Raw genomic sequence first — 20,130 nt, forward strand, 5'->3', positions numbered from 1 at the left:
AAGACGGATCTATGATCCAGATGCAGTCCAATCTCGACGTCGCGGACAACAGCGGCGCCAAGCGCGTCCAGTGCATCAAGGTGCTGGGCGGGTCGAAGCGTCGTACCGCGAGCGTCGGCGATGTCATCGTGGTTTCCGTCAAGGAAGCCCAGCCGCGCGCCAAGGTCAAGAAGGGCGACGTCCATCGCGCCGTGATCGTGCGGACCCGTAAGGACGTCCGTCGTCCCGACGGCAGCGTCATCCGCTTCGACAGCAATGCCGCCGTGCTCGTGAACAAGAGCGAAGAGCCGATCGGCACCCGTATCTTCGGCCCGGTGGTGCGCGAACTGCGCGGCCGCGGCTTCATGAAGATCATCTCGCTCGCGCCGGAGGTGCTGTAATGGCCGCCGCAAAGATCAAGAAGGGCGACAAGGTCGTGGTGCTGTCCGGCAAGGACAAGGGCCAGACCGGCACCGTCTCCAAGGTAATGCCCAAGGAAGGCAAGCTGATCGTGGACGGCGTCAATATCGCCACCCGTCACCGCAAGCCCGACCAGGCCAACCCGCAGGGCGGGATCGACCGCTTCGCAGCCGCGATGCCGATCTGCAAGGTGGCCCTGGCCGACCCCAAGGACGGCAAGCCCACCCGCGTCCGTTTCGAACAGCAGGACGGCAAGAAGGTGCGCGTCGCCGTCAAGTCCGGGGAGACCATCGATGGCTGATTATACCCCTCGCATGAGGCAGCGCTACGACGACGAGATCGTCAAGGCGATGACCGAGAAATTCGGCTACAAGAACCGTCTCGAAGTTCCGCGTCTGGACAAGATCACGCTCAACATGGGCGTGGGCGAAGCCAGCCAGGACAAGAAGAAGGTTCAGACCGCCGCCGACGAAATGGCGCTGATCGCCGGCCAGAAGCCGGTCATCACCATCGCCAAGAAGTCGATCGCCCAGTTCAAGCTGCGCGAAGGCATGCCGATCGGGTGCAAGGTAACCCTGCGCCGCGAGCGGATGTTCGAGTTCGTCGATCGTCTTGTGACCATCGCCATGCCCCGCATTCGAGATTTTCGTGGTCTCAACCCGAAGAGCTTCGACGGGCGCGGCAATTACGCGATGGGCCTGAAGGAACAGATCGTTTTCCCCGAGATCAGCTACGACAAGATCGAGAAGGTCCGGGGCATGGACATCATCGTAACCACCACGGCGAAGACCGACGACGAAGCGCGCGAATTGCTGCGCCTGTTCGGCTTCCCGTTCATTGGCCTGATGGCCGAGCAGAAAGAAGCCGCCTGAGGGCCGCTAGAAGAGGAACTTAAGTCCAATGGCGAAACTGAGTTCGATCAACAAGAACGAGCGTCGCAAGAAGCTCGTCAAGCAGTATGCCGCTAAGTATGAAAAGCTGAAGGCGATTGCTGACGACACTTCTGCCGACGAAAGCGACCGGTTGATGGCACGCCTGAAGATGGCCGAGATTCCGCGTAATGCGAATCCGACCCGCGTGCGCAATCGCTGTGCGACCACCGGCCGCCCCCGCGGCTATTACCGCAAGTTCGGCGTCAACCGGATCGAGCTGCGGAATCTGGGCAATAAGGGCCTGATTCCCGGCCTGACCAAGTCGAGCTGGTGAGGAACTAGACGATGGCAATGACCGATCCCCTGGGTGACATGCTCACCCGTATCCGCAACGGCCAGCAGGCGAAGAAGGATTCCGTCCTTTCGCCCGCGTCCAAGCTGCGCGCGAACGTACTGGAAGTGCTCCAGCGCGAGGGCTACATCCGTGGCTTCTCCGAGGACTCGACCGGCAAGCACAAGGCGCTGCGGATCGAACTGAAATATTTCGAAGGCGAGCCGGCTATCAAGCACGTCTCGCGCGTTTCGAAGCCCGGCCGCCGCGTCTATTCGGGTTCCAAGGAACTTCCGACGGTGCGCAACGGCCTTGGCATCACCATCGTCTCGACGCCTCGCGGCGTGCTTTCCGATGCGGAAGCGCGGACCGAGAACGTCGGTGGCGAAGTGCTGGCGGAGGTATACTGATGAGCCGCATCGGTAAACGACCGGTCGCGATCCCCTCCGGGGTGACCGCCAACATCGATGGCAACGTGCTGAGCGTCAAAGGCCCCAAGGGCACGCTGACCCTGCACCTGTCGGACCACATCGCCTACAAGGTCGAAGGCGACGAGATCCAGGTGAACCCGGCCAACGACACCAAGGAGGCACGGTCCTTCTGGGGTCTGCAGCGTACGCTGGTCTCCAATCTGGTCGAGGGCGTCACTGTCGGGTTTGCCAAGACGCTGGTAATCACCGGTGTCGGCTATCGTGCTGCGGCGCAGGGCCGGAAGCTCAAGCTTCAGCTCGGCTACAGCCACGATGTCGATCTCGACATTCCCGAAGGCCTCGATGTCGCCACCCCCGATCAAACGACCGTGATCATCTCGGGCATCGACAAGCAGTCTGTTGGCCAGTTCGCCGCTGAAATCCGCCGCTGGCGCAAGCCCGAACCCTACAAGGGCAAGGGTATCAAGTACCAGGGCGAGTACGTCTTCCGCAAGGAAGGGAAGAAGAAGTAACATGGCCAAACTTTCCCTTTTCGAACGCCGCCGCCAGCGTGTCCGCACCGCTCTCAAGAGCCGTGCGAGCGGCAAGCCGCGACTGTCCGTGCACCGCACCGGCAAGCACATCTACGCGCAGATCATCGATGACGCGGCCGGCAAGACCGTCGCCGCCGCATCGACGCTCGGGGCGGAGAATTCCGGTGCCAATATCGATGCCGCCAAGACGGTCGGCAAGGACATCGCCGCCGCCGCCAAGAAGGCCGGCGTCACCACCGTCGTGTTCGATCGCGGCGGCTTCCTGTTCCACGGCCGCGTGAAAGCGCTGGCCGACGCCGCTCGCGAAGGCGGGCTGGAGTTCTGATGATGGCTGACGACAACAAATCCGCAGAGACCCCCGAAACCAAGGCTCCCGAAGCCGAGGCCGCGGCGACGGAAACCAAGTCCGAAGCCAAGCCGGTCGAGATCGACCAGCCTGCCAAGGCCGAGACCGAGCATGCGGTCGTCAAGGAAGAGCCGGCAATCGCCGACACGCCTTCCGAGGCTGCCGCCAATCAGTCGCCGGCACAAGGCGCCGAAGGGCAACCACGCGAGCGCCAGAATGCCGGTCGCGGACGCGGCGGGCCCGGCGGCGGTGGTCGCGGTGGCCCGGGTGGCCCCGGCGGCGGCAATCGCGGTCGCGGTGGCCCCGGTGGCGGCCGTGACAACAACCGTCGCGGCGGTGGACGCGAGCAAGAAGACGACGGCATCATCGAGAAGCTGGTCCACATCAACCGCGTCTCCAAGACCGTGAAGGGTGGTAAGCGCTTCGGCTTCGCCGCTCTGGTCGTGGTCGGCGACGGTTCAGGCCGGGTCGGCTTCGGCCATGGCAAGGCGCGCGAAGTGCCGGAAGCCATTTCCAAGGCGACCGCGGCTGCGCGCAAGAAGATGATCCGCGTCCCGCTCAAGGAAGGCCGCACGCTGCACCATGACGGCAAGGGCCGGTTCGGTGCGGGCAAGGTCAATGTTCGTTCGGCACCCGCGGGTACCGGCATCATTGCCGGTGGTCCGATGCGCGCCGTGTTCGAAAGCCTTGGCGTTGCCGACGTGGTGACCAAGTCGGTCGGCTCGTCCAACCCCTACAACATGATCCGCGCCACTTTCGATGCGCTGGTGAACCAGACTTCGCCGAAGTCGGTGGCCCAGCGTCGCGGCAAGAAGGTCGCCGATCTGCTCGGCCGCGGTGGTAGCAGCGAAGCCGAGGCGCAAGCCGACGCCGCAGCGGTCGCGGAGTAAGACAGATGGCAAAGAACAAGACGATTACGATCCGGCAGATCGGTTCGCCCATCCGGCGGCCCGAGAGCCAGAAGAAGATCCTCACCGGTCTGGGCCTGGGCAAGATGCACAGGACCGTCGAGATCGAGGACACCCCCGAAGTGCGCGGTGCGATTGCAAAATTGCCGCACATGGTCGAGGTCATCTAAGACCCGTCGGCCCCCCGCCGGTGCGGGGGGCCGATCCTCGTTTCCGCATCCGGCGGAGATCGAGACACAATCAGCGCGAACAAAGCGAAAGCGAGTGCACCCATGACTTTCAAACTCAACGAAATCCGCGACAATCCCGGCGCCCGCAAGAGCCGGATGCGCATCGGACGCGGCATCGGCTCGGGCAAGGGCAAGACCGGCGGGCGCGGCCAGAAGGGCCAGAAGAGCCGTTCGGGCGTTGCCGTGAAGGGCTTCGAGGGCGGCCAGATGCCGCTCCACATGCGTCTGCCGAAGCGCGGGTTCAACAACCCCTTCGCCAAGGACTTTTCCGAAGTGAACATCGGGATGATCCAGAAGTTCATCGACGCGGGCAAGCTCGACGCCAAGGGCACGATCGACCACGAAGCGCTCAAGGCCGCTGGCCTCGCGCGCGGCGGCAAGGACGGCCTGCGCCTGCTCGGCAAGGGCGAACTGACCACCAAGCTCACGCTGACGGTCGCGGGTGCCTCCAAGGGCGCCATCGAAGCGGTCGAGAAGGCGGGCGGATCGGTCGAGATCGTCAAGGTCAAGCGCGTCAGCGGCAAGCCCAACGAGAACAAGACCGGCAAGCACGCTGCAGCCAAGGCTGCTTCCGAATAGTCGGAAAAATCGGGAGCGGGGTTCGACATTGCGAACCCCGCTCCCTATCTGTCCTGTCTGCCGGGACGGGCCGGCGCCCATCATACGCAGACGCTAGGATCGACAATTAAGCCATGGCATCACGCGCCGACAATATTGCGAGCCAGATGAGCCTCGCAAACTTCTCCAAGGCCACCGAGCTGCGCCAGCGTATCTGGTTCACCATCGGCGCGCTTATCGTCTTCCGCTTTCTCAGCTTCGTGCCGCTCCCGGGTATCAACCCGCGCGTGCTCGCGCAGCTCGCCGAGACCACCCAGGGTGGCATTCTGGACATGTTCAACATGTTCACCGGCGGCAGCCTCGAGCGGATGAGCCTGATCGCGCTCGGCGTGATGCCCTATATTACCGCCTCGATCGTGGTGCAGCTTGCCAGCGCACTGCATCCGACGCTGGCCGCGCTCAAGAAAGAGGGCAGCACGGGGCGCCAGAAGCTCAATCAGTACACCCGCTACGGCACCGTGTTCCTGTGTTCGATCCAGGGCTGGTTCCTGGCCGCCGGACTTGAGAGCTTCGGCGCGTCGAGCGGTCTCAACGCGGTCATCGATCCGGGCATTGCGTTCCGCATTGGCGTCGTCATTTCGCTGGTCGGCGGAACCATGTTCCTGCTGTGGCTGGGCGAACAGATAACCAGTCGCGGCATCGGCAACGGCGTCTCGCTGATCATCATGGCGGGCATCGTCGCCCAGTTCCCGGGCTTTGCCTCGAACCTGTTCGAAGGCGGTCGCACCGGCTCGATCTCGCCTGGGATCATCATCGGCTTCATCCTGATGGTGGTGGTGCTGATTCTGATCATTTCCTTCGTCGAACGCGCGCAGCGGCGATTGCTGATCCAGTATCCCAAGCGCGCCACGCAGCGCGGCATGATGCAGGCGGACCGCTCGCATTTGCCGCTCAAGCTCAACACCGCAGGCGTCATCCCGCCGATCTTCGCGAGCTCGCTCCTGCTCCTGCCGCTGACGATCAGCCAGTTCGCCGGCAATTCGGTCGACACCGACAGCGGGTTCGGCAGCACCATCATCGCGCTCAACCAGTATTTGGCGCATGGTCAGCCGCTCTACATGACGCTCTACGCGGCCGGCATCATCTTCTTCGCCTTCTTCTACACCGCGGTTGTCTTCAACCCCGAGGAGACTGCGGACAATCTCAAGAAGAACGGCGGGTTCATTCCGGGCATCCGTCCGGGCAAGCGGACCGAGGAATATCTCGATTACGTTCTCACGCGCATCACCGTGGTCGGCGCGATCTACCTGGCGCTGGTCTGCGTGATCCCCGAATATATGATCGCGCAGACGGGGATTCCGTTGTTCCTGGGCGGGACCAGCCTGCTGATCGTCGTGAACGTCACGGTCGATACGATCAGCCAGATCCAGTCGCATCTGCTCGCGCATCAGTATGGCGACCTCATCAAGAAGGCCAAGTTGAAGGGCCGCAACCGCTAGCTTGCGCGCGGGGTCGAAGGGGATAATACGGAATGGACATAATCCTTCTGGGGCCTCCGGGCGCAGGCAAGGGCACGCAGTCGCAGCGCCTTGTCGAACATCACGGCATGCGCCAGCTTTCGACCGGCGACATGCTGCGCGGTGCGGTCAAGGCGGGGACGCAAGTCGGGATCAAGGCCAAGACGGTCATGGACCGCGGCGAGCTCGTCAACGACGAAATCGTCTCCGACCTCATCGATGCAGAATTGACCGCGATGGGTCCCGATATGGGCGCCATCTTCGACGGCTACCCGCGCACCGAGGTGCAGGCCGCAATGCTCGACGAAATCCTCACCCGCCACGGCCGCAAGCTCGATCACGTGATCGAACTCGAAGTCGATGAAGACGCGCTGGTCGAACGCATCATCGGGCGCTTTACCTGCGCGGAATGCGGAGCGGGCTATCACGACATCTTCAAGCTGCCCAAGGACCCGGGGACCTGCGACAAATGCGGTTCGACCGAGTTCAAGCGGCGACCCGACGACAACGAGGAAACCGTGCGCAAGCGCATGGCGCTCTACCGGGCCGAAACCGCGCCGATCCTGCCGGGGTACGAAAGCCGCGGGATCGTCAGCCGGGTCGATGGCATGGCGAGTATCGAGGATGTGACCAGCCGGATCGACGGAATTCTCGCGCAGGGCTGAGGGCGCGGCGCTGGTTCACGCCTGCGCGCACCATCGGCTTTCCAACGCGTTCGCTCTGTCCTATCGCCAGGGGCGAAGGAGTGATGGATGCGTAACCGGATTATCCTCGCTGCCGCGCTCGCGCTGGCGATCCCCGTTTCACCCGCTACCGCAGAAGTGGTTTCGACCACGGACGACGGCTTCGTCACCCGCGCCACCGCCGAAGTGGCCGCCGAGCCGCTTGCGGTATGGCTTGCGCTGATCAAGCCGGGCGAATGGTGGAATTCCGACCACACATGGTCGGGCGATGCCGCCAACATGATGCTCACACCGCAGGCGGGCGGTTGCCTGTGCGAGAAGCTCCCGGGCGACGATGGCGAGGAGGGCTTCGCCATGGATGGCAGCGCGCACCACGCCACCGTGCTCCAGGCCTTCCCCTTGCGCGTGCTGCGGCTGCGCGGCGGGCTGGGACCGCTGCAGGGCGAGCCGGCGACGGGGATCCTCACCATCACGCTCAAGGAAGTTGAGGGCGGCACAAGGGTGCTGTGGGAATACAACGTCGGCGGACCGATGCGCTACGAGGTCGAACAGATCGCCGGAGCCGTGGACGGGGTGATGACGCAGCAGCTGATGGGCTTGCGCGATCACCTCGGCGCGCTCGAGTCGGGTGGTTCCGCCGCGCCGGACGAGGCGATACCGGCACCGGACCCAGAACCGCGCATCGAACCCGATGCCTCGCTGGAAGATCAGATCGATGCGCTGGGGCGGGCAGAATAGGGCAGGGCAGGCATTACGTGTTTTGACGAGCGCTCGGCTTCGGGCTATAGGATCTTTCTCACGCAGCCGCCCCGCGGGCGGTTGCGCACCCCAGCGCGCGGGTAGATGGTTGACGCGAGCGTCGAATCGACGTAAGCGCGCCCTTCATTCGACAGTATCGGACGGGTCCGGCAGGCGGCAGCCTTTGGATGCGCGCTATCCGGTTCGTTTGTGCATTTGTCGGTGAAGTGAGCGATGAGATAGGGGGCGGCCCGTCAGGCAACCGCAAACCCCTGTGGAGCATGGAGAAGTATTAAGTGGCACGTATTGCCGGGATCAACATCCCCACCAACAAGCGCGTGATTATCGCGCTTACCTATATTCACGGAATCGGCCGGACCACGGCGGTCCAGATCGCCGAGAAGCTTGGCATCGACCAGTCGCGCCGCGTGCAGGACCTCACCGACGAGGAGCTGCTGCGCATCCGCGAGACGATCGATTCGGATCATCAGGTCGAAGGCGACCTTCGCCGCGACACCGCGATGAACATCAAGCGGTTGATGGATCTGCGGACCTATCGCGGTCTGCGTCATCGTACCGGCCTGCCCGTTCGCGGCCAGCGCACCCACACCAACGCCCGCACCCGCAAGGGCAAGGCCAAGCCGATCGCCGGCAAGAAGAAGTAAGCCGCGCGAGGCCCTTGTGCCTCCGCAGCTTTTCCCTTCTCGCGAATATAGAGGAATACACACATGGCACGCGAACCCGGCCGAGTTAAACGTCGCGACAAGAAGAACATTTCCAGCGGCGTCGCGCACATCAACGCCAGCTTCAACAACACGATGATCACCATCACCGATGCCCAGGGCAACGCGATCAGCTGGTCCAGCGCCGGCACGATGGGCTTCAAGGGGAGCCGCAAGTCGACTCCCTATGCGGCCCAGGTCGCTGCCGACGATGCCGGCAAGAAGGCCGCCGAGCACGGCGTCCGGACGCTGGAAGTCGAAGTGAAGGGTCCGGGCTCGGGCCGCGAGAGCGCGCTTCGCGGTCTGGCTGCGGTGGGCTTCACCATCACCTCGATCCGCGACGTGACGCCGATCCCGCATAACGGCGTGCGGCCATCCAAGCGTCGCCGCGTCTGATCCGTGCCTGCCTGGCGGGGCCATACGGGTCCCGCCGACAATCTCTCACGGACCGGGCGCTCTTCCAGAGCTTCCGGTCCTGCCCATATCCGAACCCGCCCAGCGCGAAATAGGGGAAATCCATGTCCGTCAACACCAAGAACTGGCAGGAACTCAAGAAACCCAGCAGCCTCGAAATCAAGGACGGCGGCGAAAAGAACCGCAGGACGACCTTCGTCGCTGAACCTCTCGAGCGCGGCTTCGGCCTGACGCTCGGCAACGCGCTGCGGCGCGTGCTGCTCTCCTCGCTCCAGGGCGCGGCGATCACCTCGATCAAGATCGAGAACGTGCTCCACGAATTCTCCTCGCTCGCCGGCGTGCGCGAGGATGTCACCGACATCGTCCTCAACGTGAAGCAGATCGCGCTGCGGATGGAAGGCGAGGGCCCCAAGCGGCTGCAGCTCTCCATGACCGGGCCGGCGCAGGTCAAGGCCGGCGACATCGCGGTCTCGGGCGATATCGAGGTGATGAACAAGAACCTCGTGCTGTGCCATCTCGACGAGGGCGCCACGCTCAACATGGAGCTGACCGCCGACATCGGTAAGGGCTATTCGCCCGCGGTCCAGAACCGTCCGGCCGACGCGCCGATCGGTCTGATCCCGGTCGACAGCCTCTACTCGCCGGTTCGCCAGGTGAGCTACAAGGTCGAGGCCGCCCGCGTCGGGCAGGAGCTCGACTACGACAAGCTCTCGCTGACGGTCGAAACCGATGGAACCGTCACCCCGGAAGACGCCGTGGCCTATGCCGCGCGCATCCTCCAGGACCAGCTGACGCTGTTCGTCCACTTCGAGGACGGCGTCCCGCAGCCCAGCTCGGCCATGATCGGCCAGGCCGCGGAGCCGCAGGAAAGCGACACCAACCAGCTCAACCGTTACCTGCTCAAGAAGGTCGACGAGCTGGAGCTCTCGGTGCGCAGCGCCAATTGCCTCAAGAACGACAACATCATCTACATCGGCGATCTGGTCCAGAAGACCGAAGCCGAGATGCTGCGGACGCCCAATTTCGGCCGCAAGTCGCTCAACGAGATCAAGGAAGTGCTCTCCAGCATGGGCCTGCGTCTCGGGATGGACATCCCGGGCTGGCCGCCGGAGAACATCGAGGAAATGGCCAAGAAGCTCGAACAGGAACTGCTGGGCTGATAATCCTGTCCCCGTGCGGGGAGAGGATACGAAGCCTTGCGAGCTTGCTCGCTAGGCGAAGTTGGAGAGGGGCCTGCAACGGTTGCAATCCCCTCTCTACTGCGACTAGGCGGCAAGCCGCCAAGTCTCGTTTTCTCTCCCCTCACGGGGAGAGTGGTGGTCGGCCTAACCGACCGGCTACGGGCTACCTGATACGGGCCTCTAACGAACGTAAGGAATGAATGATGCGTCACGGTATTTCGCAGCGCAAGCTTGGCCGCAAGTCGGGCCACCGCAAGGCCCTGTTCCGCAATATGAGCGCCGCGCTGATCAAGCACGAGCAGATCCTCACCACGCTGCCCAAGGCGAAGGAACTGCGCCCCTATGTCGAGAAGCTGATCACGCTGGCCAAGCGCGGCGGGCTCTCGAACCGTCGTCTCGCGCATGCGCGGATGCTCGACGACACCCAGCTCAAGAAACTGTTCGACGTTCTGGCCGATCGCTATTCGGATCGCGAAGGCGGCTACACGCGGATCATCAAGGCCGGCTACCGCGGCAGCGACGCCGCGCAGATGGCGATCATCGAACTGGTCGACCGCGATGTCGACGCCAAGGGCAAGGACAGCGGCCCGGTGATGAACCAGGACGAGGAAGAATACGAGGACGCCTGAGCTGGCGAGTCCCCGCGCAGGCGGGGACCTCGGGCCATTGGCGCCACGCAAAACGCATGAGACCCCCGCCTTTGCGGGGGAGCAGGGCCGCCCGGGAAACCGCGCGGCCCTTTTCTTTTGCGCGGGGCATGGCACAAGGTGCCGCATGATCCGCCAGACCCTCGCAGCCGCCGCGCTGCTCGCCACCGCCGCCACCATCGCCGCACCCGTTTTCGCGCAGGGCGAACAGGAGCGGCTCGACGCCCGCTACGACCGCGCGCTGGCGGCGGGGTACAAGGCGCTGATGTTGTGCAGCGCAATCGCCAACGCCGAGCGCAACGGTGCGACGCGGACCCCCGAGAGCGTTGCGGAGTGGGAGATGGCGGGCATCCAGGCCCCGCTCGACGGAATCGCTCCCGAGCTCGGCTATCGGATTTCCCGGGTCGATGCGGCCGACGCTTCGTCGCAGGTCGCGAATGTGAGTGTTGACTGGGCCGAGGGAATGGCTCCGCGGATTGCCCGGCACGTTTCGCAGCAAGGGTGCCAGCTCCTTCCGATTGGCGGCAATATCCCGCCATTCGCGACGCTGCGCGAGCAGCCAAACCGCCCTGCGGTTGCAATCCGCGCATTTCCTTCCGGAGCACTGGCGCGGATCTCGCAAGACGCGTTCGGTGACGCATTCGGCGAGGGCGCCCGCACGACCGCCGTGGTTGTCCAGTCGGGCGGCAGGATGCTTGGCGAGGCCTATGCCCGCGACTTCGGTCCCGCGGTGCCACAGCGCACATGGTCGGTCGCCAAGAGCCTTGCGGCGACACTGGTCGGGGCGGCGGTCGCGCGCGGCGAGACAGCGGTGGAGCGCAGAGCGGGGCTTGGCAATCTGACCCAAGACCAGGGACGCGCGGCGATCACGATCGATCATCTGCTCCGCATGGCCTCGGGTCGCTATTCCGACACGCCCGGGAATCGAACCGATCCGCTCTACTGGGGCGGTGCCACGGTTAACGAGCGCGCTGCGCACTGGCCGCTGGTGAGCCCGCCGGGCAGCACGTATCGCTACGCCAACAACGACACGCTGATGGCCGTGAAAGCGATCGAAGGCAGTTTTGCCGACCACCCGCCCTCCGCGCTGTTCGCACGGCTCGGCATGGACCACACCGTCGCAGAGACCGACTGGCAGGGCAATTACGTGCTCTCGAGCCAGGTGTGGTCCACCGCGCGCGATCTCGCCAAATTCGGCCAACTCTATCTCGACGATGGCGTGCTGCCCGATGGCATTCGTATCCTGCCCGAAGGCTGGATCGAATACGTCTCCGCCCCGTCGGGCCCGCAGCCCGAAGGACGCCCGACGGGCTATGGCGCGGGCTTCTGGCTGTTCAACCGGACCGAAGGCATTCCAGCCGACACCTTCGCCGCCATGGGAAATCGCGGGCAATATGTCGTGATCGTCCCCAGCCGCGATGTGGTGATCGTGCGCCGCGGCGAGGATCCGGTGGGCGAGAGCTTCGACATCCTCGCCTTCACCCGCGACGTGCTCGCCGCGCTGGGCGAATGATTGCGCCGCCGGGCTCGAGCACCTAGTTACAATCCCAACGAAATAGCCAAAATCCTGGAGAGTCCCCCCATGTCCCGTATCATCGCTCTCGCGCTCGCCGGCGCCGCCACCATCGCGCTTTCGACAGCGCCCGCCGCCGCGCAGACCGCGGATATCGATTATCCCGAAACCCGCGCCACCGACACGAGCGAGGTGCTGTTCGGCCAGACCGTCGCCGATCCCTATCGCTGGCTCGAGAATGACGTCCGCACCGATCCGCAGGTCGCCGAGTGGGTCGAGGCGCAGAACGTGGTCACCGACGCCTATCTGGAAACGCTCCCCGGCACCGCCTGGTTCAAGGACCGGCTCGCCGAGCTGATCGACTACGAACGCTTCGGCATCCCCGACAAGGCGGGCGACCGCTATTTCTACAGCTACAATTCGGGGCTGATGAACCAGTCGCAATATTTCGTCCGCGACGGATGGGACGGCGAGGCGCGGCTGTTGCTTGATCCCAACGAATGGTCCGCCGACAACGCCACCGCGCTCGCGGACACCGCGCCTTCGAAGAGCGGGCGCTATCTCGCCTATGCGATCCAGGACGGCGGCAGCGACTGGCGCAATATCAAGGTGCTCGATGTCGACACCGGCGAGGAACTGGCCGACGAAATCGAGTGGGCCAAGTTCACCGGCATCTCCTGGAACGGCGACGAGGGATTCTTCTACTCGCGCTTCCCGGAATCGGAGGAAGGGCAGGACTTCCAGTCGCTCAACTACAACCAGAAGGTCTATTTCCACCGCCTCGGCACGCCGCAGAGCGCGGACGAGCTGGTCTATGAGACCCCCGATGCCCGCGAACAGGGCCACGGCGCCGGAGTCAGCCACGACGGGCGCTGGGCCTTCATCTCCAGCTCGACCGGGACCGACGACCGCAACGAGCTGCGCGTGATCGACCTCACGACGCGCGCCAGCGAAGGCTGGACGCCGCGCCCGCTGATCACCGGCTTCGACAACAGCTGGAGCCCGATCGCCTCGACCGGCGACACGGTCTATTTCATGACCAATGAGAATGCGCCGCGCTACCGCGTGGTCCGCGCCGATCTCACCGCCGACACGCTCGAATGGGAAGAGGTCGTCGCGCAGAGCGACGAGCCGATCTCGGGCGCCTCGATCATCGGCGACAGGCTGGTGGTCGAATATATGAAGGATGCCAGCAGCCGCGCGGTCTATCACGATCTCGACGGCAATCCGACCGGCACGCTCGACCTGCCCGGGATCGGCTCGATCGGCGGGCTGAACGGCGATCCCGGCGACGCCGAGACCTTCTACAGCTTCACCAGCTTCAACCAGCCCGGCGCGATCTACCGCCTCGATGTCGACACCGGTGAGCGGACCGTCTTCGCCGAGCCCGAGGTCGCTTTCGAACCCGAGGACTACCGCGTCGAGCAGGTGTTCTACGTTTCCAAGGACGGCACGCGCGTGCCGATGTTCGTGGTCCGCCACAAGGACAGCACCGGCCCGTCGCCGACGCTGCTCTACGCCTATGGCGGGTTCAACATCTCGCTGACGCCCAGCTTCTCGCCCACGCGGCTCGCCTGGCTCGAGGCGGGCGGCACCTTCGCCCTCGCCAATATCCGCGGCGGCGGCGAATACGGCAAGGAGTGGCACGATGGCGGGCGTCTGAACAACAAGCAGAACGTCTTCGACGATTTCATTGCCGCGGGCGAGTATCTCAAGGCCAATGGCTACACCACCGAGGACGGTCTGGCGATCCAGGGCGGCTCCAACGGTGGGCTGCTGGTCGGCGCGGTGGTCAACCAGCGTCCCGATCTGTTCGACGCCGGCAATGCCGCGGTGGGCGTGATGGACATGCTGCGCTTCGACCGCTGGACTGCGGGCCGCTACTGGGTCGACGATTACGGCTATCCCGACCGCGAGGCCGACTTCGCGGTCCTGCGGTCCTATTCGCCGCTGCACAACATCCGCAGCGGGGTGGATTACCCGGCGCTGCTGGTGACGACTGCGGACACCGACGACCGCGTGGTTCCCGGCCACAGCTTCAAATACACTGCCGCGTTGCAGGCGGCGGATCTGGGCGAGCAGCCGCAGCTGATCCGGATCGAGACCCGCGCCGGCCACGGGTCGGGCAAGCCCACCGACAAGGTGATCGACGAATATGGCGATATCCTCGCCTTCCTCGCGCAGCACACCGGGCTGGAAGTGCCACCAGCAGAGTAAGTCGAAGTCGCCGTTCAGATAAGTGCGTATTTAGCTGAACGGCGGCTGTCGGGCGAATTCAGGCTCGCCTCAGCGCGGCCCGCCTAGAACCTCATGTGAAGCCAAGGCATTCTCGCCCCGGCCGAGCATGAGGATCGAGCCATGAAGACCATCACCAAAGCACTCGCCAAGGGAAGCGTGGCGACCATCGCGGCAGGCGCGTTGGCGATGACTTCCGCAACTCCCGCCTTCGCCCAGTCGCGCGACCGCGACCGCGACGACGGCATCGGCGCCGGTGAAATCATCGCCGGTGCGGTGATCCTCGGCGGTATCGCCATCGCCGCCGGCGCGCTGGGCGGTTCGGACAGAGATCGCTACGACGACCGGCGCTATCAGGATCCGCGCTACCGGGATCCCCGCTACCAGGACAATCGCTACCACAACGATCGCTACAACGCGCGGGTCAACCCGCGCGCGGCAGTCCAGCGCTGCGTCGCCGCGGTCGAGAACAACGCCCGCCGCTACGGCTACCGCTACGCCAACGTCACCCAAGTCCGCGACGTCAACGACAACCGCAACGGGTTCCGCGTCCGCGGCAATCTGGTGGTCGATGGCCAGCAATCCTATCGCGGTGGACGCTATGGCAACCAGCGCACCGACGAGGGGCGGTTCAATTGTCAGGTCGACTACCGCGGCCAGATCCGCGACATCGACTACAACGGCATCCGCGGCCTCCGCTAGGCTCGCGCGCGCTGCTGCACCGAATAAGGTCCCACAGGGGCGGTTCAGGCTCGAGATAGCCTGGACCGCCTAGCTCATCATCTCACTTTCGCGACTCCGGGTGGGGCGGACCGCATGGGAACCATGATATGACCAGATTCGCCCGCTTTGCCGCCGCTCCCGCTATGTTGGCGGCGCTTTCGCTTACCGCGACCCCCGCCATGGCAGCCGAACTGCCCGTCTCGAGCAGCCGCAGCGCCATCGCCGCCGGGCTCGCCTGGGATGCAGCCGAGGGCCAGACATACGAGCAATACCGCAGCTATCGCCACGACCGTTACGATCGGCGCTATGACCGCCGCTACGACCGTCATCACGGGCGCGGCGGGGTGGATGCCGGCGACATTCTCACCGGGGTGCTGATCCTCGGCGGGCTCGCCGCGGTGGCGAGTGCGGTCGCCGGCGACGACGATCGCCAGGCGCGCTATCCCGACACCCGCTATCCCGCGCAGAATCCGGACCTTCGCAGCGCCGAAACCAGCGGGCTCGACCGTGCTGCCGCCATGTGCGTCGAGAGGATCGAGCGCGACACCCGCGTCGAAAGCGTCGACTCGGTCGATCGCAATGCCAGAGGCTGGCTCGTCACGGGCAGACTCTACGACGGCGCGGGGTTCAGTTGCTCGATCGGAGCGGACGGGCGGATCGACGCAATCGATCTGTCGAACGGCGCGGTCGGCTATGGGGATCCGAACTACAGTGCCAGCAATCGGGGCGATCTCTATGCGGCCGCGCCTGTGGAAGACCGGCAGTATGACGACGAGGCCTATCGTTCGGCCTGGGCCAATATCGATGCCCAGCCAGCGCAGCCTGCGCTTCCCGCTCCGGTAACCAGCCGGGCAACCAGCGAAGAACCGCTTCCGCCCTATCCCGGCGCGCCGCTTCCAGGCGATCTCGAACAGGACGAAATCGGCACCGAATATCCCGGCTACTAGGCGCTATTCCCTGCGCGCGAGCGGATCGCGATAGGCCGGCAACGCCAATTGCCAGTGGATCGCCGCCGCGCGCAGCGCGTAGCCTGCGGTGACCGCGCCGATCCAGACCCATTCGCGCTGCAGGGCGACAATCTCGCCGACCGCGGCGAGCGTGGCGGATAGCGCCGCCGCGGTCACATAGAGTTCGGGGCGCATGATGATCGAAGGCCGTCCGGCAATCATGTCGCGGATGATCCCGCCGACCGTGCCGGTCACGACCCCCATCAGGATCGCCGGGATCGGCGGGACGCCGTAGCTCAGCGCCTTGGCCGTGCCGATCACCGCATAGGCGGTCAGCCCCAGCCCGTCGGCGAAATCGAGCAGCTTGCCGTCCCACCAGCGCGTCGGGGTGAACCAGGTCAGCAGCGCGGTCGCCAGACACACTGCCGCGACCCAGGGGTGGCCGATCCAGAAGACCGGCGCACCGATCAGCAGATCGCGCACCGTGCCGCCGCCGACCCCGGTGACCAGCGCGAAGAACGCCATGGTGACGAAGGTCTGCTGCTCGCGCGCGGCGACCAGCGCCCCGGTCAGCGCGAAGATGCCGATGCCGATCAGATCGAGCCAGTCGAGCACGGGGGTGAGGATTTCCGGGTTCATGCGGCTCGTATCACCGCAGCGGCCGGCTGCGGCGGCGGCGGAACAGCAGCGCGGTGCCCAGCAGCGTGCCCAGCAGCGCCAGACCTGCGAACAGGATCAGCACCGGGTGGCTGGTGTCCTCGCGGCTTTCCAGATCCATGATGTGGAGCCCCCACATCAGGTCGAACACCCGCCAGAACCGCGTCCGCACCGCTTCGATCGCGCCGCTCTCGATCCCGACATAGACATGGGTGCCGTCCTCCAGCGCGACCTGCCAGACCGGGATCTCGCGGCGGAAATCGAGCGGCGGGTCCTCCGCCGCGAACCGCGTCACCGAGGCGACGGCGTCGCCGCCGACGATCCGCTCGGCGACCAGCAGCCGCGCCTCGACGTCGGTCAGCGGTGCCATCGCGCGTCCATCGGCGCCGAAGCGTTCGCTGGTGCCGTCGAGATAGGCGATCCGGGTCACGGTCGTGCGGCCCTCGACCTGCGTGGTGACCGAGCGCACCGGACGGGTGGAATCCGCAGGCAGCTGGACCGCGATCTGGACGTCTGGCGGCAGCGCCTGCTCCTCGACCGGCAGGCGCAGATGTTCCCCGCGCACCTGCTCGATCGGGCGCGCGACCATCACCAGCCCGCTCAGCGTCCACATCATCAGCGGGACCGCGATCGCCCAGCCGAGCCAGATGTGCCAGCGGGCGAAGCGCTGCATGAGTTTGGCGTTCATGTGCAGAATTACCCGTGCAGGATCCGGCCGATGCCGCGCGCCGCGGCGATGCAGTCGAGATCGGCCCAGGCGGGCCCGATCACCTGCACGCCGCAGGGCAGGCCGCCGCTCTCGCCCACAGGGAGAACGGTCGCGGGCAGGTTGGGGAAGGTCGCGAGGCCCGCCCAGGCCAGCCCGTCGGCCGCGCGGCGGCTGGCGCCTTCGATGGTTTCCTCGCCCTTGAAATAGGCCTCGTCGCGATGTTCGAAGGCCAGCGTTGGCGCAGGCGCGGCGAGCACGAAGTCGTAGGTCTCGAACAGCGTGGCCCATGCCGCGGCATTGACTGCCTGCGCGTCGAGCAGGCCGAACCAGTCGCTGGCACTCGCGCGCTTGCCGTCGGGGGCCGGGGCACCGCGCGCCATCGCGATGGCGAGCATCTTCATATAGGCGGCATGCTGGCGGGCCAGATCGGGGACCAGATCGCTCGACCGGTCGATCCGCACCCCTGCGCGCTCCAGCTCCCCCGCGGCCGCCTCGATCGGCTCGCGAACCGACGCATCGACCGGGCTTGCCGGGTGATCGGTGAGCAGCAGCAGGCGGCATTCGCCCAGCGGCTTGCCGCGCGAGCCGAGCGGGCGCTCGGTGGTGATCCGGACCAGCGCCTCGAGATCGTCCGGATTGCGCGCCAGCGGCCCGATGACGCCCAGCGCGCCATCATGCGCGCCCGGGAAGCCGGGGCTGGCGGAAAGGGCCGGATGATAGTGGCCGCGCAGGCTGATCAGGCCCCAGCTCGTCTTGTGCCCCCAGATGCCGCAGAAATGCGCGGGCACGCGGATCGAGCCGCCGATGTCGCTGCCGAATTCGCAGGCGACCATGCCGCTCGCCACCGCCGCCGCCGCGCCGCCCGAGGAGCCGCCCGGCGAACGCGAAGGATCGTGCGGATTGCTGGTGCGGCCATAGACCGGGTTGTTCGACTGCCAGTCGGCGAGATCGGGGGGAATGTTGGTCTTGCCCAGAAAGATCGCGCCCGCGCGCTTGAGCCGCTGCACCACCTCGGCATCGCGGCTGGCGATATTGCCGGCGTAGCTCTGATGCCCCCAGCTGGTCGGCAGCCCTTCGATGTCGAAGCTTTCCTTGATCGTCATCGGCACGCCGAACAGCGGCTGGTCCTCGCGCGGCGTCTGGCCGTCGAGCGCGCTTGCCACGTCCCGGGCGCGGTCGAAATCGCATACCACCACCGCATTGACCTTGGCGTCGAGCTTCTCGATCCGGGCGATGGCGTGCCCCACCGCTTCGCGCGGCGACAGCTCGCCCGCGCGGATCGCCGCCGCGGTCTCCAGCGCGCCGGGTTTGTCGGTCAGTCTCGGATAGGCCATGCCGCTCGCTCCTTTCCCGCGTCCTAGGCGGGGAGGGCAGGCCGATCAAATGTGAATCGGCTTGCCCTGGACCGCCATGGCGGCTTCCTTGATCGCTTCGGAATGCGTCGGGTGAGCATGGCAGGTGTAGGCGATATCCTCGCTCGTCGCGCCGAATTCCATCGCCTGCGTGGCCTGCTGGATCATCGTGCCCGCGACGCTGGCGATCGCCCAGACGCCGAGCACCCGGTCGCTCTCGGCCTCGGCGATGATCTTCACCAGGCCATCGGGCTCGTGATTGGTCTTGGCGCGGCTGTTGGCCATCATCGGGAACTTGCCGATCTTCACCTTGGCCTTGTCGCCGCCCATCTTCTCGATCGCTTCCTCGGTGGTGAGGCCGACTCCGGCGATCTCCGGCCAGGTGTAGACGACATTGGGGATCAGCGCGTGATTCACGATGCCGGTCTGGCCCGCGATGTTCTCGGCCACCGCGATGCCCTCGTCCTCGGCCTTGTGCGCCAGCATGGGTCCGGGGACGACATCGCCGATCGCCCATACGCCCTCAACCTTGGTGCGGAATTCGTGATCGATCTCTATCTGGCCGCGCTTGTTGGTTTCCAGCCCGATCGCCTCGAGGCCGAGCCCCTCGGTGTTGGGCCGGCGTCCGATCGAGACCAGCACGCAATCGGCTTCCATCGTCTCGGGCTCGCCGCCCGCGGCGGGCTCAATCGTCAGCGTGGCTGTCTTGCCCTTCACCGAAACGCCGGTGACCTTGCTCGACAGCTTGAACTCGATGCCCTGCTTCTTGAAGATCTTGCGGGCTTCCTTGCGGATGTCGCCGTCCAGGCCCGGCAGGATCTCGTCGAGGAATTCGACGCAGACGACTTCGGCGCCGAGCCGGCGCCAGACCGAACCCAGCTCGAGCCCGATCACTCCGCCGCCGATGACGACCATCTTCTTGGGCACCTGCGCCAGTTCCAGCGCGCCGGTGGAATCGACCACCACGCCCTTGGCGTTATCGACCTCGACCCCGGGCAGCGGGGTGACCGAGGAGCCGGTGGCGATGACGATGTCCTTCGCGGTGACCGTCTCGTCGCCGACCTTGACCGTGTGCGCGTCCTGGAAGGTTGCGTAACCCTTCTTCCAGTCGACCTTGTTCTTCTTGAACAGGAACTCGATCCCGCCGGTGAGCGAGGTGACCGCGTCGATCCGCTGCGCATGCATCGCGTCGAGGTTGAGCTTCGGAGTGACCTCGACGCCCATCTTGGCCATCGTGCCGTTCGCGGCGGCGTCGAAGAACTCGCTCGCGTGGAGCATCGCCTTTGAAGGGATGCAGCCGACGTTGAGACAGGTCCCGCCCAGCGTCTCGCGGCCTTCGGCGCAGGCGGTCTTGAGCCCGAGCTGCGCCGCGCGGATCGCCGCGACATAGCCGCCGGGGCCGGAGCCGATGATCAGGACGTCGTAATCGTAAGTGTGGTCAGCCATTCAATCGTCATCCCAGCGAAAGCTGGGATCTCCCTCAG

The 20,130-nt window shown here is 65.5% G+C and carries 25 protein-coding genes; 21 read left to right on the forward strand and 4 right to left on the reverse strand.

Translation table 11 applies throughout. From position 1 onward, the window contains the following. Positions 1–11 precede the first annotated feature (11 nt). From rplN to ACQ5J0_RS10830, 21 genes are all read left to right on the forward strand, one after another. Positions 12–380 carry a 50S ribosomal protein L14 gene (rplN, locus tag ACQ5J0_RS10730; protein WP_067608516.1) on the forward strand — a complete coding sequence of 123 codons (369 nt, stop codon included), beginning with the start codon at positions 12–14 and terminating at the stop codon, positions 378–380. After that, the gene (rplX, locus tag ACQ5J0_RS10735) at positions 380–700 is read left to right on the forward strand and encodes a 50S ribosomal protein L24 (RefSeq protein ID WP_454597130.1); all 321 of its coding nucleotides are present in this window, start codon (positions 380–382) and stop codon (positions 698–700) included. Before rplN ends, rplX begins: the two co-directional genes overlap by 1 nt. Continuing rightward, on the forward strand, positions 693–1,271 hold the full coding sequence (gene rplE, locus ACQ5J0_RS10740) for a 50S ribosomal protein L5 (protein WP_462567472.1): 579 nt from the start codon (positions 693–695) through the stop codon (positions 1,269–1,271). The genes rplX and rplE overlap by 8 nt, the downstream gene beginning before the upstream one ends. Before the next feature lie 28 nt (positions 1,272–1,299). Then, positions 1,300–1,605, forward strand: a complete 306-nt coding sequence (rpsN, locus tag ACQ5J0_RS10745) for a 30S ribosomal protein S14 (RefSeq protein WP_462567474.1) — start codon at positions 1,300–1,302, stop codon at positions 1,603–1,605. Between the two features lie 11 nt (positions 1,606–1,616). Then, positions 1,617–2,012, forward strand: a complete 396-nt coding sequence (rpsH, locus tag ACQ5J0_RS10750) for a 30S ribosomal protein S8 (RefSeq protein ID WP_462567475.1) — start codon at positions 1,617–1,619, stop codon at positions 2,010–2,012. Further along, positions 2,012–2,545, forward strand: coding sequence for a 50S ribosomal protein L6 (gene rplF / locus ACQ5J0_RS10755; protein WP_462567476.1), 534 nt, complete (start codon positions 2,012–2,014; stop codon positions 2,543–2,545). Before rpsH ends, rplF begins: the two co-directional genes overlap by 1 nt. Before the next feature lies 1 nt (position 2,546). Then, entirely contained in the window at positions 2,547–2,891 is a 345-nt protein-coding gene (rplR, locus tag ACQ5J0_RS10760; RefSeq protein ID WP_462567477.1) for a 50S ribosomal protein L18, read from the forward strand. Continuing rightward, entirely contained in the window at positions 2,891–3,802 is a 912-nt protein-coding gene (gene rpsE, locus ACQ5J0_RS10765; RefSeq protein ID WP_462567478.1) for a 30S ribosomal protein S5, read from the forward strand. The genes rplR and rpsE overlap by 1 nt, the downstream gene beginning before the upstream one ends. A 5-nt stretch (positions 3,803–3,807) precedes the next feature. Next, entirely contained in the window at positions 3,808–3,990 is a 183-nt protein-coding gene (rpmD, locus tag ACQ5J0_RS10770) for a 50S ribosomal protein L30 (protein WP_462567479.1), read from the forward strand. Positions 3,991–4,092: 102 nt separating this feature from the next. Continuing rightward, entirely contained in the window at positions 4,093–4,629 is a 537-nt protein-coding gene (rplO, locus tag ACQ5J0_RS10775) for a 50S ribosomal protein L15 (RefSeq protein ID WP_462567480.1), read from the forward strand. A gap of 113 nt (positions 4,630–4,742) precedes the next feature. Continuing rightward, positions 4,743–6,107, forward strand: coding sequence for a preprotein translocase subunit SecY (secY, locus tag ACQ5J0_RS10780; RefSeq protein WP_462567481.1), 1,365 nt, complete (start codon positions 4,743–4,745; stop codon positions 6,105–6,107). A 32-nt stretch (positions 6,108–6,139) separates the two neighbouring features. After that, positions 6,140–6,790 carry an adenylate kinase gene (locus ACQ5J0_RS10785; protein ID WP_462567482.1) on the forward strand — a complete coding sequence of 217 codons (651 nt, stop codon included), beginning with the start codon at positions 6,140–6,142 and terminating at the stop codon, positions 6,788–6,790. A gap of 87 nt (positions 6,791–6,877) precedes the next feature. Next, on the forward strand, positions 6,878–7,546 hold the full coding sequence (locus tag ACQ5J0_RS10790; RefSeq protein ID WP_462567483.1) for an SRPBCC family protein: 669 nt from the start codon (positions 6,878–6,880) through the stop codon (positions 7,544–7,546). 296 nt (positions 7,547–7,842) lie between these two features. Then, on the forward strand, positions 7,843–8,211 hold the full coding sequence (gene rpsM / locus ACQ5J0_RS10795; RefSeq protein WP_462567484.1) for a 30S ribosomal protein S13: 369 nt from the start codon (positions 7,843–7,845) through the stop codon (positions 8,209–8,211). Positions 8,212–8,274: 63 nt separating this feature from the next. After that, a complete protein-coding gene (rpsK, locus tag ACQ5J0_RS10800) occupies positions 8,275–8,664 on the forward strand; it encodes a 30S ribosomal protein S11 (RefSeq protein ID WP_462567485.1) in 390 nt (129 codons plus the stop codon). Positions 8,665–8,786: 122 nt separating this feature from the next. Next, positions 8,787–9,842: a DNA-directed RNA polymerase subunit alpha gene (locus ACQ5J0_RS10805; RefSeq protein ID WP_462567486.1), complete on the forward strand. Its 1,056-nt coding sequence runs from the start codon at positions 8,787–8,789 to the stop codon at positions 9,840–9,842. A gap of 224 nt (positions 9,843–10,066) precedes the next feature. Continuing rightward, positions 10,067–10,492: a 50S ribosomal protein L17 gene (rplQ, locus tag ACQ5J0_RS10810; RefSeq protein WP_462567487.1), complete on the forward strand. Its 426-nt coding sequence runs from the start codon at positions 10,067–10,069 to the stop codon at positions 10,490–10,492. 145 nt (positions 10,493–10,637) lie between these two features. Next, positions 10,638–12,023: a serine hydrolase domain-containing protein gene (locus ACQ5J0_RS10815; RefSeq protein WP_462567488.1), complete on the forward strand. Its 1,386-nt coding sequence runs from the start codon at positions 10,638–10,640 to the stop codon at positions 12,021–12,023. Between the two features lie 69 nt (positions 12,024–12,092). Next, entirely contained in the window at positions 12,093–14,240 is a 2,148-nt protein-coding gene (locus ACQ5J0_RS10820; RefSeq protein WP_462567489.1) for a prolyl oligopeptidase family serine peptidase, read from the forward strand. A gap of 141 nt (positions 14,241–14,381) precedes the next feature. Then, positions 14,382–14,960: a hypothetical protein gene (locus ACQ5J0_RS10825; protein WP_462567490.1), complete on the forward strand. Its 579-nt coding sequence runs from the start codon at positions 14,382–14,384 to the stop codon at positions 14,958–14,960. Between the two features lie 128 nt (positions 14,961–15,088). Further along, positions 15,089–15,928 carry a hypothetical protein gene (locus tag ACQ5J0_RS10830; RefSeq protein WP_462567491.1) on the forward strand — a complete coding sequence of 280 codons (840 nt, stop codon included), beginning with the start codon at positions 15,089–15,091 and terminating at the stop codon, positions 15,926–15,928. Positions 15,929–15,931: 3 nt separating this feature from the next. On the opposite strand, the gene ACQ5J0_RS10835 is transcribed toward ACQ5J0_RS10830, so the two are convergent. Genes ACQ5J0_RS10835 through lpdA form a run of 4 tightly spaced genes read right to left on the reverse strand, consistent with a single transcriptional unit; the run spans position 15,932 to position 20,092 of the window. Further along, positions 15,932–16,567, reverse strand: a complete 636-nt coding sequence (locus tag ACQ5J0_RS10835; protein WP_462567492.1) for a trimeric intracellular cation channel family protein — start codon at positions 16,565–16,567, stop codon at positions 15,932–15,934. Between the two features lie 10 nt (positions 16,568–16,577). After that, the gene (locus ACQ5J0_RS10840) at positions 16,578–17,273 is read right to left on the reverse strand and encodes a PepSY domain-containing protein (protein WP_462567493.1); all 696 of its coding nucleotides are present in this window, start codon (positions 17,271–17,273) and stop codon (positions 16,578–16,580) included. 8 nt (positions 17,274–17,281) lie between these two features. Continuing rightward, entirely contained in the window at positions 17,282–18,628 is a 1,347-nt protein-coding gene (locus tag ACQ5J0_RS10845; RefSeq protein WP_462567494.1) for an amidase family protein, read from the reverse strand. Positions 18,629–18,673: 45 nt separating this feature from the next. Continuing rightward, positions 18,674–20,092, reverse strand: a complete 1,419-nt coding sequence (gene lpdA / locus ACQ5J0_RS10850) for a dihydrolipoyl dehydrogenase (RefSeq protein WP_462567495.1) — start codon at positions 20,090–20,092, stop codon at positions 18,674–18,676. Positions 20,093–20,130 lie beyond the last annotated feature (38 nt).

Source organism: Qipengyuania sp. SM2512 (assembly GCF_054954005.1).

Coding starts and splice junctions, on each gene's coding strand:
- rplN (WP_067608516.1), top strand. CDS start 12: ATGATCCAGATGCAGTCCAATCTCGACGTCGCGGACAACAGCGGCGCC.
- rplX (WP_454597130.1), top strand. CDS start 380: ATGGCCGCCGCAAAGATCAAGAAGGGCGACAAGGTCGTGGTGCTGTCC.
- rplE (WP_462567472.1), top strand. CDS start 693: ATGGCTGATTATACCCCTCGCATGAGGCAGCGCTACGACGACGAGATC.
- rpsN (WP_462567474.1), top strand. CDS start 1,300: ATGGCGAAACTGAGTTCGATCAACAAGAACGAGCGTCGCAAGAAGCTC.
- rpsH (WP_462567475.1), top strand. CDS start 1,617: ATGGCAATGACCGATCCCCTGGGTGACATGCTCACCCGTATCCGCAAC.
- rplF (WP_462567476.1), top strand. CDS start 2,012: ATGAGCCGCATCGGTAAACGACCGGTCGCGATCCCCTCCGGGGTGACC.
- rplR (WP_462567477.1), top strand. CDS start 2,547: ATGGCCAAACTTTCCCTTTTCGAACGCCGCCGCCAGCGTGTCCGCACC.
- rpsE (WP_462567478.1), top strand. CDS start 2,891: ATGATGGCTGACGACAACAAATCCGCAGAGACCCCCGAAACCAAGGCT.
- rpmD (WP_462567479.1), top strand. CDS start 3,808: ATGGCAAAGAACAAGACGATTACGATCCGGCAGATCGGTTCGCCCATC.
- rplO (WP_462567480.1), top strand. CDS start 4,093: ATGACTTTCAAACTCAACGAAATCCGCGACAATCCCGGCGCCCGCAAG.
- secY (WP_462567481.1), top strand. CDS start 4,743: ATGGCATCACGCGCCGACAATATTGCGAGCCAGATGAGCCTCGCAAAC.
- ACQ5J0_RS10785 (WP_462567482.1), top strand. CDS start 6,140: ATGGACATAATCCTTCTGGGGCCTCCGGGCGCAGGCAAGGGCACGCAG.
- ACQ5J0_RS10790 (WP_462567483.1), top strand. CDS start 6,878: ATGCGTAACCGGATTATCCTCGCTGCCGCGCTCGCGCTGGCGATCCCC.
- rpsK (WP_462567485.1), top strand. CDS start 8,275: ATGGCACGCGAACCCGGCCGAGTTAAACGTCGCGACAAGAAGAACATT.
- ACQ5J0_RS10805 (WP_462567486.1), top strand. CDS start 8,787: ATGTCCGTCAACACCAAGAACTGGCAGGAACTCAAGAAACCCAGCAGC.
- rplQ (WP_462567487.1), top strand. CDS start 10,067: ATGCGTCACGGTATTTCGCAGCGCAAGCTTGGCCGCAAGTCGGGCCAC.
- ACQ5J0_RS10815 (WP_462567488.1), top strand. CDS start 10,638: ATGATCCGCCAGACCCTCGCAGCCGCCGCGCTGCTCGCCACCGCCGCC.
- ACQ5J0_RS10820 (WP_462567489.1), top strand. CDS start 12,093: ATGTCCCGTATCATCGCTCTCGCGCTCGCCGGCGCCGCCACCATCGCG.
- ACQ5J0_RS10825 (WP_462567490.1), top strand. CDS start 14,382: ATGAAGACCATCACCAAAGCACTCGCCAAGGGAAGCGTGGCGACCATC.
- ACQ5J0_RS10830 (WP_462567491.1), top strand. CDS start 15,089: ATGACCAGATTCGCCCGCTTTGCCGCCGCTCCCGCTATGTTGGCGGCG.
- ACQ5J0_RS10835 (WP_462567492.1), bottom strand. CDS start 16,567: ATGAACCCGGAAATCCTCACCCCCGTGCTCGACTGGCTCGATCTGATC.
- ACQ5J0_RS10840 (WP_462567493.1), bottom strand. CDS start 17,273: ATGAACGCCAAACTCATGCAGCGCTTCGCCCGCTGGCACATCTGGCTC.
- ACQ5J0_RS10845 (WP_462567494.1), bottom strand. CDS start 18,628: ATGGCCTATCCGAGACTGACCGACAAACCCGGCGCGCTGGAGACCGCG.
- lpdA (WP_462567495.1), bottom strand. CDS start 20,092: ATGGCTGACCACACTTACGATTACGACGTCCTGATCATCGGCTCCGGC.